The 14,205-nt window shown below is 62.6% G+C and carries 11 protein-coding genes; 1 reads left to right on the top strand and 10 read right to left on the bottom strand.

Annotation, left to right across the window (positions count from 1 at the left end; translation table 11 throughout):
- Positions 1 to 66: 66 nt before the first annotated feature.
- The 6 genes from ACIQUS_RS20280 to ACIQUS_RS20255 all read right to left on the bottom strand — a co-directional run bounded on the left by ACIQUS_RS20280 (position 67) and on the right by ACIQUS_RS20255 (position 6,455).
- Complete coding sequence (locus ACIQUS_RS20280) at positions 67 to 900, bottom strand: SDR family NAD(P)-dependent oxidoreductase (protein WP_403050443.1); 834 nt, start codon at positions 898 to 900, stop codon at positions 67 to 69.
- Between the two features lie 17 nt (positions 901 to 917).
- The gene (locus tag ACIQUS_RS20275; protein WP_403050440.1) at positions 918 to 1,352 is read right to left on the bottom strand and encodes a MaoC family dehydratase; all 435 of its coding nucleotides are present in this window, start codon (positions 1,350 to 1,352) and stop codon (positions 918 to 920) included.
- Positions 1,345 to 1,788, bottom strand: coding sequence for a MaoC family dehydratase N-terminal domain-containing protein (locus tag ACIQUS_RS20270; RefSeq protein WP_403050437.1), 444 nt, complete (start codon positions 1,786 to 1,788; stop codon positions 1,345 to 1,347). Before ACIQUS_RS20270 ends, ACIQUS_RS20275 begins: the two co-directional genes overlap by 8 nt.
- 28 nt (positions 1,789 to 1,816) lie before the next feature.
- Positions 1,817 to 3,001, bottom strand: coding sequence for a lipid-transfer protein (locus ACIQUS_RS20265; protein ID WP_403050434.1), 1,185 nt, complete (start codon positions 2,999 to 3,001; stop codon positions 1,817 to 1,819).
- 34 nt (positions 3,002 to 3,035) lie between these two features.
- Positions 3,036 to 4,592 (bottom strand): long-chain fatty acid--CoA ligase, encoded by a 1,557-nt coding sequence (locus ACIQUS_RS20260; protein ID WP_403050431.1) that lies wholly within the window; start codon positions 4,590 to 4,592, stop codon positions 3,036 to 3,038.
- Between the two features lie 174 nt (positions 4,593 to 4,766).
- The gene (locus ACIQUS_RS20255; protein ID WP_403050428.1) at positions 4,767 to 6,455 is read right to left on the bottom strand and encodes a GMC family oxidoreductase; all 1,689 of its coding nucleotides are present in this window, start codon (positions 6,453 to 6,455) and stop codon (positions 4,767 to 4,769) included.
- A 364-nt stretch (positions 6,456 to 6,819) separates the two neighbouring features.
- On the opposite strand from ACIQUS_RS20255, the gene ACIQUS_RS20250 reads away from it, so the two are divergent.
- Positions 6,820 to 9,567, top strand: a complete 2,748-nt coding sequence (locus ACIQUS_RS20250) for a LuxR C-terminal-related transcriptional regulator (protein ID WP_403050425.1) — start codon at positions 6,820 to 6,822, stop codon at positions 9,565 to 9,567.
- Here the strand turns inward: ACIQUS_RS20250 and ACIQUS_RS20245 are convergent, their stop codons facing one another.
- Genes ACIQUS_RS20245 through ACIQUS_RS20230 form a run of 4 tightly spaced genes read right to left on the bottom strand, consistent with a single transcriptional unit; the run spans position 9,568 to position 14,144 of the window.
- Complete coding sequence (locus ACIQUS_RS20245) at positions 9,568 to 10,380, bottom strand: HpcH/HpaI aldolase/citrate lyase family protein (protein ID WP_403050422.1); 813 nt, start codon at positions 10,378 to 10,380, stop codon at positions 9,568 to 9,570. It abuts the gene before it with no gap.
- A gap of 9 nt (positions 10,381 to 10,389) precedes the next feature.
- Positions 10,390 to 11,616, bottom strand: coding sequence for a CaiB/BaiF CoA transferase family protein (locus ACIQUS_RS20240; protein ID WP_403050419.1), 1,227 nt, complete (start codon positions 11,614 to 11,616; stop codon positions 10,390 to 10,392).
- Positions 11,606 to 12,973, bottom strand: coding sequence for an MmgE/PrpD family protein (locus ACIQUS_RS20235; RefSeq protein ID WP_403050416.1), 1,368 nt, complete (start codon positions 12,971 to 12,973; stop codon positions 11,606 to 11,608). The genes ACIQUS_RS20240 and ACIQUS_RS20235 overlap by 11 nt, the downstream gene beginning before the upstream one ends.
- 10 nt (positions 12,974 to 12,983) lie before the next feature.
- On the bottom strand, positions 12,984 to 14,144 hold the full coding sequence (locus tag ACIQUS_RS20230; protein WP_403050413.1) for an acyl-CoA dehydrogenase family protein: 1,161 nt from the start codon (positions 14,142 to 14,144) through the stop codon (positions 12,984 to 12,986).
- Between the last annotated feature and the right edge of the window lie 61 nt (positions 14,145 to 14,205).

The following is a 14,205-nucleotide window of genomic DNA, read 5'->3' as shown; positions in this document are numbered from 1 at the left end:
GCAAGACGGTCAAGCAACAGAAAAGGAGTAAGCTGCCACGCCGATGCATGGCAGCTCGCAGGTCACTTATGGACGTCCGCCGCCCACTACCAGCACCTGGCCAGACACGTAGTTGGACTCGGGAATGCAGAACAGGTACACCGAGCCTGCAGCTTCCAACGGTGTACCGGCACGGCCCATCGGAATCATCGATTCGATGTTCTTCATCAGTTGCGGGTTGACCCCGACCTTGATCTGCTTGCCGTCGATGTCCAGGGTGGACGTGTTGCTTTCACCCGCGGTGGCTTCGGTCAGGCGGGTCTTGATCAGGCCGAAGGCGACGCTGTTGACGCAGACCTTGTAGCGACCCCACTCCTTGGCCAGGGCCTTGGTCAGGCCGTTGATGGCCGATTTGGCCGCCGAGTAGTTGGCCTGGCCTGCGTTACCCATCACGCCCGACACCGAGGAAATGTTGACCACTTTGCGGAACACTTCCTGGCCAGCTTCCGCCTCCTGCTTGGCGCTCTCGCGGAAGTAGTCGCTGGCGGCGCGCAGAATGCGAAACGGTGCGCTGACGTGCACATCCATGATCGCGTCCCACTGCTCGTCGGTCATTTTCTGGATCACGTTGTCCCAGGTGTAGCCGGCGTTGTTGACAATGATGTCCAGGCGACCGAAGGATTGGAGTGCGGTCTTGACGAAGCGATCGCCAAAGTCCTTGTCGGTCACGCTGCCAACGCAGGCCACCGCCTTGCCGCCGGCAGCGACGATTTGCGCGACCACTTCTTCGGCCGGCGCCGCGTCCAGGTCGTTGACCACGATGGCTGCACCGTCGGCGGCCAGTTTCAGGGCGATCTCGCGACCGATGCCACGGCCGGAGCCAGAAACGATTGCCACTTGGTCTTGAAGTTTATTGCTCATGTTTTTCTCCTTGTTGTTCAAGCGCCCAGGGCCACGATGGCTTCGCCGGACAATTTGATTTCGCCTGCCTGATTGCGGGTGGTGATTTCCAGGCGCACCGTGCCGGTGGCCTCATCCTTCTCCACCACGGTGCCCGAGCAGGTCACTGCATCGCCCAGTTGGGTGATGGCGACAAAACGCACCGAAAACTGTCGAATCGATTGCTGTGGCACCCAGGCGGTCAGCAGGCGACCGAGGTAGGCCATCGACAACATGCCGTGGGCAAACACGTCGGGCATGCCGGCCTTGCGGGCAAAGTCGAGATCGACGTGAATCGGGTTGTGGTCCCCCGAAGCGCCGCAGTACAGGGCCAGGGCGAGGCGGCTGATCGGCTCGCAGGTGAACGACGGCAATGTGCTGCCTGGCTGCACGTCGACAAAGTTGACCGGCTGCATCAGTGACTCCTTATCCATTTCGCACCACCAGGCTGTTACGCAGCTCTGCGACCAGTTCACCGCTCTGACGGGTTACACGGGTTTCACGCACGACAAACTCCAGGGCACCGCCCTTCTTGTCGTAGATGTCGACGATCCGCGATTCGAAATGCAGGCAATCGCCGGCAAACGCCATCTGGTGGTACTTGAAGCTCTGCTCGCCGTGCAGCACCTTGCCGATGTCGATGTTCAGCAGGTCCATGGTGGCGCGGGGGTTCGGCGCCTCCATGTCCAGGCAGAACAGGAAGGTCGGCGGTACCGGCAGGTTCGGGTAACCGGCGTCCAGCGCCGCAGCCGGGTCGGTGTAACGCGCATCGCGCTGTCCGGTGGCCTTGGCGAAGAAACGCAGGCGACCGGCCTCCACGCTGACGTTGTGACTCGACACCACGGCGCCGATATGGCTTTTATCGATCATGCAGACATCTCCGGTTCAGGGGCGCGGATCACTGACGCTGGTACAGGGTGACCACACAGGCGCCACCCAGGCCCAGGTTGTGTTGCAGGGCCAGGCGCGCACCCTCCACCTGGCGGGCTTCGGCGGCACCGCGCAGTTGCCAGGTCAGCTCGGCGCATTGCGCAAGGCCGGTCGCCCCCAGTGGGTGACCTTTGGAGAGCAAGCCGCCGGACGGGTTGGTGACCACGCGCCCGCCGTAGGTGTTGTCACCCTCGAGAATGAACTTCTCGGCGGTGCCTTCCGGCGTCAGGCACAAGCCTTCGTAAGTGATCAGCTCGTTGGCGGTGAAGCAGTCATGCAGCTCGACCACGTTGATGTCGGTCGGTGCCACGCCGGCTTGCTCGTACACGCTCAGGGCCGCGCTGCGAGTCATGTCGTAGCCCACCACCTTGCGCATGTCGGCTTCGTCGAAGCTGCTGTTGCGGTCGGTGGTCATGGCCTGGGCGGCGATCACTACGCGGGTATCCAGGCCATGCTTCTTGGCGAAGGCCTCGGAGCAGAGAATCGCAGCGGCGGCGCCACAGGTAGGTGGGCAGCACTGCAGGCGCGTCATGGGGTCGAACACCATCGGCGAGGCCATGATTTCTTCCAGGCTCACCGGGTTGCGGAACACCGCGAACGGGTTGTTGGCGGCATGGTTACGCGCCTTCACCGAGATGCGGCCGAAGATGTCCGGGCTGATGCCGTACTCACGCATGTAGGCACGACCGGCGCCACCGAAGAACTGCGCGGCACGCGGGGCCTCTGGCTGGAAGCCCTGGAGGTCGGTCATGACATTGGCGAACCGCTCCATCGGACCAGGACGATCAGTCCAGGCACCTTTGAGCGCCCCCGGCACCATCTGCTCGAAACCCAGGGCAATGGCACACTCGACAGCGCCGCTTTCCACCGCCTGGCGCGCCAGGAACAAGGCCGTGGAGCCGGTGGCACAGTTATTGTTGACGTTGATGACCGGAATGCCCGTCAGACCCACGCCATAGATGGCCGCCTGACCCGAGGTCGAGTCACCGAACACGTAACCGACGTAGGCTTGCTGCACCAGGGCGTAGTCGATACCGGCATCGGCCAGTGCCTTTTTCGCGGCGTTGGCCCCCATGACCGGATACGTGTCGCTTTGGCCCGGCTTGGTGAACGGGATCATGCCGACGCCGGCAACCACAACTTTATTGCTCATGTTTTACTCCATCAGGGTCAAAGGTTGGCCGGGATCAGTTGACTGCTCGGGCCTGGTCTTTCCAGTAGGGTTCGCGCAGGTCGCGCTTGAGAATCTTGCCGGCGGCCGATAGCGGCAACGCGGCGGTGAAGTCCACCGATTTCGGGCACTTGAAGCCGGCGATGTAGCTGGCGCAGTGTTCGCGCAGCTGGGCTTCGCTCAGTTCGCTGCCCGGGGTACGCACCACCACCGCGTGCACCGCTTCGCCCCAACGCTCGTGAGGAATGCCGATCACCGCGCACATGGCGACTTCGGGGTGGCGGGCGATGACGTTTTCGACTTCGGCGGAGAACACGTTCTCGCCACCGGTGACGATCATGTCCTTGAGGCGGTCGACGATGAACAGGTAGCCGTCCTCGTCCATGTAGGCGCCGTCTCCGGTGTGCAGCCAGCCATTTTTCAGGGCCTTGGCGGTCTCTTGCGGACGGTTCCAGTAGCCCTGCATGATGTTCGGGCCGCAGACGACGATTTCACCCACCGTACCGCGCGGCACTTCATTGCCCTGCTCATCGACGATACGCACCATGCCGCCGTAGCCACCCCGCCCGACGCTGCGCACACGGCCGCTGGCAATGCCTTCGGGGCTGTGGCTGGCGTTCGGGTTCACCGATACCACGGGCGCGGCTTCGGTCAGCCCATAGGCGTGCATGAATTCGATACCGGGCAAGGCCGCCATGGCCTTTTCCAGCAGCGTTGGCGAAATCGGTGATGCGCCGTACGCCAGGCGCTTGAGGGTGCGCAGGTCGTAGGCGGCGAACTGCGGATGCATGACCACCGCTTGCAACATGGTCGGCACCAGCAGCATCTCGTTGACCTGTTCACGCTCGATGGTTTGCAACACTTCCAGTGGCTCAAAGGCCGGAATCAGCACATGCGTGCCACCGATCAAAAACATCCCCACCGCTCGGGCCATGGCCGCCGTGTGAAACAGGGGCGCGGCGTGCAGGCCTCGGCAGTTGTCCAGGCCAGGAAACTGCGCTGCCCGGGCAACGGCCGACGACCACAGGTTCAGATGCGATTGCATGACACCTTTGGGCAGGCCCGTGGTGCCGCCGGTGTACATGATCGACGCCAGGTCGTTGCCACCGCGCATCGCATCGGCTACCGGTGCGGCTTCGGCGATCAGTTGCTCGTAGGCGTACATGCCCTCCGGCGCCGGGCTGTCGCCGGCATGGATGACAATCGGTGCACGACGGGCGGTACTGCAGATCTGCTCGACCATCGGCAGGAAGTGATCGTCGACAATCAGAATGCCGGTATCACAGTCGTCCAGAGAGAACACGATCTCCGGGACGCTCCAGCGAATATTGACCGGGTTCAGCACACCGCCACCCCACCAGGTGGACAGCATGTATTCCAGGTAGCGGTCGGAGTTGAGTGCGAGCATGCCCACCCGGTCACCGCTGTTCATCCCAAGCGAACGCAACGCGCCAGCCAGCCGGCTGACCCGTTGCCCGAGTTCGCGATAGGTCTGGCGGCGGCCACGATAGATCGTGGCGAGGTGGTCCGGCTCTTGTTGCAGCATGCGCTGCAACCCTTGGGTCAGGTACATGGTCAAGCTCCTGATACTGTTGTTCTTGTAGGATCGATACTAAGGAGCGCGCCACCGGTCAGCGTCGATCAAAGGGATGAACCTGAGGCGTGCTTGCAGTGGTTCGAATGAACTAGAGGGTTGCCTCAGGCGCAGCGCCGCAAACCGGGATGGTTTGCGGCCCTTCGTCAATGGCTAGGCCATCACAGGCTTTGACGTGTCGCCGGATGCGGCATGCGCACGGTGATCGGCGATGATCAGGTCCGCGGCCTTTTCACCGATCATCATGCAGGGGGCATTGGTGTTGCCGGCGACCACCCTTGGCATCACCGAGGCATCCACCACGCGCAGGCCCTCGACCCCGCGTACCCGCAATTGAGGATCGACGACGGAGGCCGCGTCGCTGCCCATCCGGCACGTGCCGACCGGGTGATACACGCCATCGGCACGCTCGCGGATGACCTGCTTGATCTGCGGGTCATCACTGCCGTCGAATTTCAGCCCGGCAAAGTGCAGCGCCTTGCCGCCAAAGCGCGCCAGCGCAGGCTGCTCGAGAATCGCCTGAACCTGATGCACGCCCTTGAGCATGACCTCCATGTCGCGGTCATCGGCGAGCATGTTGAGCTCGATCACCGGCGCATCGCGCATATCGGCGGAGGCCAGGCGCACTTCGCCACGGCTATGGGGATGCAGGACACAGACATGACACGAATAGCCATGGCCATAGCGGAATTTGCGCCCATGATTGTCACCGGCGGACATCACGAAATGCAGTTGCACATCCGGCTCGGCCAGTGACGGGTCGGTTTTCAGAAAACCACCGGCCTCGGTAAAGCTACGGGTGAACACACCTTCGCGCCGGCCGCGGTACTTGATCAGCTCCCAGAGATAGCGAAACGCCCCACGCACCGACACCCCGAACAGCTCGGTGCGGAACAGACGCTTGTGCAAGATGACATCGACGTGTTCCTGCAGGTTCTTGCCGACCTGTGGCGCATCGACCAGCACCTTGATGCCTTTTTCCTGCAGATGCTTGGCCGGCCCTACGCCGGACACCATCAGCAACTGCGGCGAGATCAGGCTACCGGCACTGAGGATGACTTCCTTGCGTGCCCGCAAGACCTGCTCGCGACCGTCTTTGAGTACCAGCACACCCACCGCCCGGCGCCCCTCGAACAGTACGCGCAGTACCTGGGTGTTTACCTGGACGTGCAGATTGGCGCGCCCGCCATTGAACCGACCATCGCCCGTGTTGCCCCGGTGCAAATAGGCACGGGCGGCGTTCCAGCGTTCGCCGTTGCGCTGAGTGACCTGGAAGTAACCGACGCCTTCCTGCACAGGCCCATTGAAGTCATGGTTATAGGCATGTCCGGCGCTGCTTGCCGCCTCCAGAAAGTGCCGGGCCATGGCGCAGGGTGAGCGCGGGTCGGTGACATGCAAGGGACCTGTGCCGCCATGCAATGGATCGTCATCGCGGCCCGCGACCCGCTCATTGCACTCGGAGCGTTTGAAATAAGGCAGCACATCCTTCCAGCCCCAGCCTTCAGCGCCCATGCTTTGCCAGTGGTCATAGTCCGAGGCCCGGCCACGGATATACACCATGCCGTTGATCGAGGAACTGCCGCCCAGGCCCCTGCCCCGCGGTTGATACCCTGCGCGGCCCGCCATGCTGGGCTGAGGCAAGCTGTTGTAGGCGTAGTTGAATTCACCGGCCCGCGGGATCACCAGCGCGATGCCGACCGGCGTCGTCACCAGTGGGCGATGATCATGACCACCCGCTTCCAGCAGGGCCACCTCACCACAGTTGGCATCCGCCAGGCGCCCTGCTACTGCGCAACCGGCCGACCCACCCCCGACCACGATGAAATCGTAAGCCTGTTCCATACCGTCACCTTTGTTATTGTTCGAAAGTCGCATTGCCGCTAGCGGCAAGCCATTGCTACATGCCGGACCCAGCCTAAGCCTGCGGCCGACGAGCACAATCGTTCGAACAGGTGAAACGGGGACTAGTCCCTTTGCCTGGTATGGATCGAATGCCTGTAGGAGCCGGCTTGCCCCGCGATGCGATGTGACTGACAGATCGAAATCGCGGGGCAAGCCCGCTCCTACAGGGCGGTGAACTAGTTCAAAAGAACGGCATACCTGCCACCCTTGACGTGGCAAACTGCAGGGATCAAATAACAATAAAAGCGGAACCACGGCGGCGTCTTTGCGCGCCCCCCCTCTAGCCCGCTTGCTGGAGACTTCAATGCCCGATGCTCTGGAGCACCACGACTCAGCTGCCACGGACCTTGGCCACACCACCTGCGCAAAGGTGCTGCACGCCAAGCTTTCAGCGCCGATTGCCGCGCCCAGCCATCTTGTCCGCGCCCATTTGCTCGACACCATGGGCAGTGTGGCCAACGCGCGGTTGATATTGCTTCGCGCCGCTGCCGGGTTCGGCAAAACCACGCTGCTCCTGCAGTACCGCGAGCGCTGCCTGGCTGCCGGACGCCGCGTGCTTTGGCTTAACCTGGATAAAGCCGACAACGACATTCAACGCCTGATCACCCACTTGCTCAGCGGTATCCGTGACCTGTGTGCCGATGACGCGCTCGAGGCTGGCTCACAGCCAGCCAGTGTCAATGCGGCCGAGCAGTTGCAGGAGCTGCTGGAACGCGTCAGCAGCTGTGTGAAGCCGTTTTCAATCGTGCTTGATGAGTTTGAAGCCATTGAAAACCCTTCGGTACTGGACTTCGTTCAACGCCTGATGGACGCTTTGCCGCCCTGCGGGGTGCTGGTGATCGCCTCCAGAACCACGCCGGATATCGGCCTGGGCCGACTGCGCGCCCGCGGCCAGTTGGTGGAGATCAACCCCGCCGCGCTGCGTTTTACCCTGGAGGAGGCCACCCGCTTTATCCGTGAAAAGCGCCAGCTGACATTGCGCGACAATGAGATCGCTACGCTGTTTCGCTGCACAGAGGGCTGGATCACGGCCATCTACCTGGCCAGCTTGTCGTTGCAAGGACGTACCGACCCTGCCGCTTTCGTGGCCTCTTTTTCCGGTTCGAACCAGGAGCTGGCCCAGTACCTGGCTGAAGACATTCTCGCCAGGCAAAGCGAAGACTGCCGCCTGTTTCTGATGGACACCAGCATTCTCGAGCAACTCAATGCGCCGCTGTGCGATGCGGTCACCGGGCGCAACGACAGCCAGGCCATGATCGAGCACCTTGAGCGCAGTAACCTGTTCATCTTCCCGTTGGACAATGAACATCAGTGTTTCCGTTACCACAGTTTGTTCGCCAGCTACCTCAAGGACGCGCTGAACCGGCAATTCCCCGGGCGCGCAGTCAGCTTGCACCACGCCGCCGCCCAGTGGCATTTCTCGGCGGACCGGCCGATTCCGGCCATCGAGCACCTGCTACAAGCCGGGGCTACGGCTGAAGCGGCCAGCCGTCTGGCGCTGTATGCCGGGCAACTGATGGCCGACGCGCGCTCGCGGCTGCTGCTCAGCTGGCTCGACCGGATTCCCCAGGCTTACCTGGAACTGCACCCGAACCTCAACGTGGCCTATGCCTGGGCACTGGCGTTGCACCGGCGCTACCGCGACGCGCTGAAGATTGTCGAGCAACTTGAAGGGCGTGCCGATCAAGACACGCGCGAACGGTTCAAGCTGGAAGCCAGGACCATTCGCTGCATGGTCCTGGCCATCACCGACCAGGTGGATGAGTGTTACCTCGAAGGCCTTGAGCATATCGAGCAGATCCCGCTCGATGAAGTGTTCCAGTACGGCGTAGTCACCAACTCGCTGGCATTCAGCATGCTGGTTACCGGGCGCCATGAAGAGGCGCGGCATCTGTTTTCACAGGCCTACAAGCGCAGCTCGCCAGATCGTGTGACCTACTTGAACACGGTCACCGGATGCATCGAAGGCGTCCTGGACCTGACCCAGGGTCGGCTGGGCAACGCCCTTGCCCGCTTGCAAGCCGCCGCCCAGTGCCGCTGGACAGGCAACGGCAACAGCGCATTCGGTGGCAAAACGTCGCTGGACATTACCTTGTCACTGGCCCTGTACGAGTCCGATGCGCTGGAAGAAGTTGAACACAACCTTTGCGAGGCGCTGCCCCACGCCAAAGATGGCAGCCCACCGGATTCACTGATTTCCAGCCACGTACTGCTGGCCAGGATCGCCTACTTGAAAGGCGAGCGCGATACCTGGCTGCGCTACCTTGCCGAACTGGAACAGATCGGTCGCCAATCCGGCTCGGACCGGGTGATGTGTTCCGCCTGGCTGGAACGGGCGCGCATCGCCACCCTGGAAAACCGTCTGGACGCGGCAGCCCAGGCCTTGCGCTCGGCGAATCTGATCAGCAGTTGGGACCGTCCCGGCATTCTCTTTCACGGCAGCGATGTCGATACCCCATCGATTGCTCGCCTGCGCCTGCAAATTGCCCAGGGCGCCTGTGTCGAGGCCGCGTCACAGCTGCAGGATGCTATCGCTCAGGCCGACGAGCGCCAGCACTACCGCCGCAAGCTGAAATTGTGCCTGCTGCTGGCCATGGCACTGGATGGCGCAGGGCAACAGGAAGACGGGTTTGCGCAACTGACCCAAGCACTGCGTTTTGCCAGCCACGAAGGCTTTTTGCGCACCTTCCTTGATGAGGGCGCGCGGCTGGCCGATGTGCTTCAGCGTTGGGCCGTGTCCCACCAGGCCCGCGCCAGCAGCCTGGGTATCGAGACACGTTTTCTGACCCGCCTGTTGCAACGCGCCGGCAATTGCGGCGAGACCTGCGCTACGTCGTCAGGCGAAAGCGATGCGAAAGAGTCGTTGACGACCCGGGAGATCCAGGTCATCCAGTTGCTGGCGGCCGGGCTGCGCAACCGGGCGATCGCGCAAAAGATGTTTCTTTCCGAGTTCACGGTGAAATCCCACTTGCGCAACATCAACGCCAAGCTCGGTGCGCAAGGGCGCACCGAGGCTGTGGCCATTGCCCGGGCCAAGGGACTGCTCGACTGATCAGCCCTGGGCCAACAGGCGACGCGCCCGGTCTATCACCGGCGCGTCGACCATTTGCCCATCCACTTCAAATACCGCCAGCCCCGAGGCTGCCGCGTCGAGCACGCGCTGCGCCCAGGCTTTTTCCTGCGCTGTGGTCGCAAGCGCCGCATGAATCACCGCCACCTGGCGCGGATGAATGCACAAGGCACCCCCCAGGCCCATGTCGCGAGCGCGACGCAGGGCAGCATCGAGCCCGGCTTCGTCTTCAAACGCCGGGTAAACACTGTCAAGCGCCGGCGCCAGGCTGTTGACCCGAGAATGCAGCAGCATTGCGTAGCGAACCTGGTCGAACACGCTGTCCGCCGCCGCAGAATCAGCGCGCATTCCCAGGTCGAGGGCAAGGTCCAGGGCGCCAAAGGTGAGACGAGCCACACCCACGCAGGCCGCGATACGCTCGATGGCCAGCACGCCCATGGCGCTTTCGATGATCGGCCAGACCGGCTTGTGGGTGGCAGCAACCCTCAGTACCTGCGTGGTCGTCTCTGCCTTGGGCAGCAAGATACCAACCACGCCGGGGAGCGTGCGGCACAGCTGCAGGTCGGCCTCGTGCTCGCGGTGCCCGGCAGCGTTTACCCGTACCAGCACGCGTGCATCCGCATGCTGTTCCAGGAACGCCGACAGATTCTCCCGGGCCTGGGGCTTGTCTTGTGGCGCCACGGCGTCTTCGAAGTCGATGATCACCGCATCCGCGCCGCTGGCCAGGGCCTTGCTGAACCGCTCCGGCCGGCTGCCCGGCACAAACAGTGCCGAGCGAACGATAGTCCATGACATGGGAAAGCCTCAGTCGAGTTGGGCGCCGTTCTGGATGGCACCGGTTTGCGTCAGGTCGCTGATTTTCGCAGCGCTGTAGCCCAGCCCCGCCAGCACGCTGATGCTGTGCTGGCCAAGCCCGGGCACCGCGTCCATGCGCGGTGCGAACGCACTGCTACTGGCCGGCGGCAACAAGCTGGGCAATGTCCCCACAGGGCTGGCTACCTCAGCCCAACGCTGCCTGGCCGCCAGTTGTGGATGCGTCCACACCGATGCCATGTCATTGACCTGGGCATTGGCGATCTGCGCGGCATCGAGGCGCTCGACCACCGCCTGGTAGCCCAGCCCTGCAAATACCTCGACGATGATTGCCCGCAGGGCCTGGCGGTTTTCCGAACGTTTGAAGTTGGCAGAAAATCGCGGATCGACGGTCAGCTCCGGACGTTCCAGCACCACAGCGCAGAACTGTTGCCATTCCCGCTCGTTCTGCAACCCGAGCATTACCGTTGCCTCGTCACCGACGGGAAACGGACCATACGGGTAGATGGTGGCATGCGCCGCACCTGTGCGCTGCGGCGGCGCAGCGCCTTCGAAGGCGTAATACATCGGGTAGCCCATCCACTCCACCAGGCTCTCGAGCATGGAGACATCTACGCGACTCCCCTCCCCGGTCTTCTCACGCAACAACAGTGCCGAGAGGATACCGGTGTAGGCATACATGCCGGCCGAGATGTCGGCGATGGAGCAACCAGCCTTGGCCATGCCTTCTTCATTGGCGTCGCCGGTGACCGAAAGAAAGCCGCTTTCGCTCTGGATCAGCAGATCGTAGGCCTTCTTGCTTTCATAGCTGCCACCTTCGCCGTAACCGGAAATATCGCAGACGATCAGGCGCGGAAAGCGGCTGCGCAAGGCTTCATAGGACAACCCCATACGCGCTGCTGCGCCCGGCGCAAGGTTCTGCACCAGCACGTCAGCTTGCTGCAACAGCGCTTCGAGTACCGGCTGCGCTTGATCATGCTTGAGGTCCAGCGCCAGGCTTTCCTTGGAGCGGTTGGTCCAGACAAAATGCGAAGCCATGCCCCGTACCCGCTGGTCGTAACCGCGGGCAAAGTCACCGCTGCCGGGGCGCTCGACCTTGATGACCCGTGCCCCCAGGTCCGCCAGCTGGCGTGTACAGAATGGCGCCGCAATCGCATGTTCCAGGCTGACAACGGTGATGCCGTCCAGCGGTCTCGGCGTATTCGATTCAGCAGCCATGGCTCATCTCCATCAGGTCGCTCAAGCTCGGCGTGTTGCGCAGATTCCATACGCGTTCGATGAGGATTGCGGCCTGGTCGGTGTTTAGCGCTCCGGCATAAGCCAGCAAGCGACGGAACTTGTCCTCCAGCTCTTCGCGCGACAAGGTGTTGTCCGGGTCGCCCTTGGGCGAGTCGATGGCGGCATGCAAGCAGCGCCCCTCGACGCTCAGCACATCGACCCGACCCAGCCAGCGCTGTGGATAGGCGCCATCGACTTCGGCGTCCAGTTGCATCGTGACCTTGTCACGAAAGGCGCTGACCCGCGCATCGCTCAGGGCGAACTGGTCGAACTCGGTCAAGCCCGCCTTGCCGTGTACCGCGATCAGCCCAAGCACCGTGCCCATGGAGAACTTCGCCTGGTGCACGGTTTGCGCAACGGTTACCCGCCCCAGTACATCTATCGCCCCTTGGTGTACGCGGGTAATCACGCGCTCGATCTGGTCATGCTGCAGCCCTTCGCGCTGCATCAGTGCCAGCAGTGCGTCAGCGGCCGGATGGGTGTGACGGCAAGAAGCGTGGAACTTGAATGATGTTTCCAGCAACGCCCAGCGGCTGCCCAGACGATCGGACAAACACTCGGGGCGCGCATCGCTGGACATGCCTGCAGCCATGCCCTGCTCGCCTTCGAGAATGTTGCGTGCACCGGTCAGGCCATCGGCGGTCAGGTAGGCCGCCAGCAAGCCATCGGCGGCAGCCTTGGCGGTGTGCAGTTGCTTGGAATCCGCCGCATCGCGCAAAAACTCCCACAGCCCTGAGGCCTGGGTGCCGGCACTGCCAAGCAGGTTGATGAAGGCGTCTTCGTCGAAGTCCATCAGCTTGCCGACCGCGACCGCTGCGGCCAGGGTGCCGACCGTGGCGGTGGTGTGGAAGATGCGGTAATGCGAGCGTCCGAGGAATTCACCGATACGGATGCCCGCCTCATAGCCTGCAACCGACGCCAGCAGCAATGCCTGCCCGCTCTTGCCCAAGTCCTGGGCGGCAGCCAGCGCGGCCGGGAACACCACCGTGGCCGGGTGCAGCACCGAGCTGTTATGCAGATCATCCTGCTCGACCAGGTGCGAGGACGCGGCGTTCACCAGGGCGGCGAAGTACGGCGAGCTGCGCAAGCCGTTGACCAGGATGCTTGCGGTACCGTCAGCAGGGCCCATTTTGGCGGCATAGCGCTCGAACAATGGAATCGGGTGCGCGCCCTGGCTGGCCAGTGCCGAACCGAGCCAGTCCAGAAACAGGTCTTCGGTGCGTGCCAGCACAGCATCGGGCAAATCGTCGTAGCTCAGCTTGGCCAGAAATGCAGCCAATGTACGGGTATGGCTCACGATGATTTCCTCAGTAGCTGCGTGGCAGTTCGAGCAGATGCTCGGCCACGTAGGACAGAATCAGGTTGGTGGAGATCGGCGCGACCTGGTACAGGCGGGTTTCGCGGAACTTGCGCTCGACGTCGTATTCACAGGCAAAACCAAAGCCGCCGTGGGTCTGCAGGCAGGCATTGGCCGCCTCCCAGGACGCCTTGGCCGCCAGGTACTTGGCCATGTTGGCGCTGGCGCCGGCATTGACGCCGCTGTCGTACTGCTCACAGGCGCGCCAGCGCATCAGGTCGGCGGCTTCGATCTCGACGTGGGCTTCGGCAATCGGGAACTGCACGCCCTGGTTCTGACCGATCGGACGACCGAACACCACCCGGTCGCGGGCATACTGGCTGGCCTTGTCGATGAACCAGCGGCCATCACCGATGCACTCGGCGGCAATCAACGTACGTTCCGCGTTGAGGCCATCAAGGATGTACTTGAATCCCCGACCTTCTTCGCCGATCAAACTGTCGGCCGGAATCTCCAGATTGTCGAAGAACAGCTCATTGGTTTCATGATTGACCATGTTGGCGATGGGCTGAACGCTCAAGCCATTGCCAATGGCCTCACGCAGGTCGACCAGGAAGATCGACATGCCCTCGGACTTTTTCTTGACCTGATCAAGCGGCGTGGTGCGCGCCAGCAGGATCATCAGGTCCGAATGCTGGATGCGCGAGATCCACACTTTCTGGCCATTGATGACGTACTTGTCACCTTTGCGCACCGCGGTGGTCTTGATCTTGGTGGTGTCGGTGCCGGTTGTAGGCTCCGTGACCCCCATCGATTGCAGGCGCAACTCGCCACTGGCGAGCTTGGGCAGGTAGTAGCGCTTTTGTGCATCGCTACCGTTTCGCAGCAAGGTGAACATGTTGTACATCTGCCCGTGAACCGTACCGGAGTTACCGCCGCTGCGGTTGACCTCCTCAAGAATCACCGAGGCTTCGGCAAGGCCAAGGCCGGAGCCGCCGAACGCCTCAGGGATCATCGCCGACAGCCAACCGGCCTGGGTCATGGCGCTGACGAACGCCTCCGGGAAGCCTTTCTCCTCGTCGATCCGGCGCCAGTAGGCGGCATCGAACCCGGCACACAAGGCGCGTACGCCTTCACGAATGGCGTTGAGCTCTTCACTGTTGGGATTCATCGTTACTCCTGGTTTTTGTTGTGATGGGGGGGCAACGGCACGCACAGGCGACGCCGTGATT

It is taken from the genome of Pseudomonas sp. NPDC090755 (assembly GCF_044769005.1).
Lineage (GTDB): Bacteria > Pseudomonadota > Gammaproteobacteria > Pseudomonadales > Pseudomonadaceae > Aquipseudomonas.
The sequence above is the reverse complement of the archived record's forward strand: the minus strand, read 5'-3'. Positions and strand labels throughout refer to the sequence as shown.

Coding starts and splice junctions, on each gene's coding strand:
- ACIQUS_RS20275 (WP_403050440.1), bottom strand. CDS start 1,352: ATGGATAAGGAGTCACTGATGCAGCCGGTCAACTTTGTCGACGTGCAG.
- ACIQUS_RS20230 (WP_403050413.1), bottom strand. CDS start 14,144: ATGAATCCCAACAGTGAAGAGCTCAACGCCATTCGTGAAGGCGTACGC.
- ACIQUS_RS20245 (WP_403050422.1), bottom strand. CDS start 10,380: ATGTCATGGACTATCGTTCGCTCGGCACTGTTTGTGCCGGGCAGCCGG.
- ACIQUS_RS20240 (WP_403050419.1), bottom strand. CDS start 11,616: ATGGCTGCTGAATCGAATACGCCGAGACCGCTGGACGGCATCACCGTT.
- ACIQUS_RS20280 (WP_403050443.1), bottom strand. CDS start 900: ATGAGCAATAAACTTCAAGACCAAGTGGCAATCGTTTCTGGCTCCGGC.
- ACIQUS_RS20250 (WP_403050425.1), top strand. CDS start 6,820: ATGCCCGATGCTCTGGAGCACCACGACTCAGCTGCCACGGACCTTGGC.
- ACIQUS_RS20260 (WP_403050431.1), bottom strand. CDS start 4,592: ATGTACCTGACCCAAGGGTTGCAGCGCATGCTGCAACAAGAGCCGGAC.
- ACIQUS_RS20265 (WP_403050434.1), bottom strand. CDS start 3,001: ATGAGCAATAAAGTTGTGGTTGCCGGCGTCGGCATGATCCCGTTCACC.
- ACIQUS_RS20270 (WP_403050437.1), bottom strand. CDS start 1,788: ATGATCGATAAAAGCCATATCGGCGCCGTGGTGTCGAGTCACAACGTC.
- ACIQUS_RS20255 (WP_403050428.1), bottom strand. CDS start 6,455: ATGGAACAGGCTTACGATTTCATCGTGGTCGGGGGTGGGTCGGCCGGT.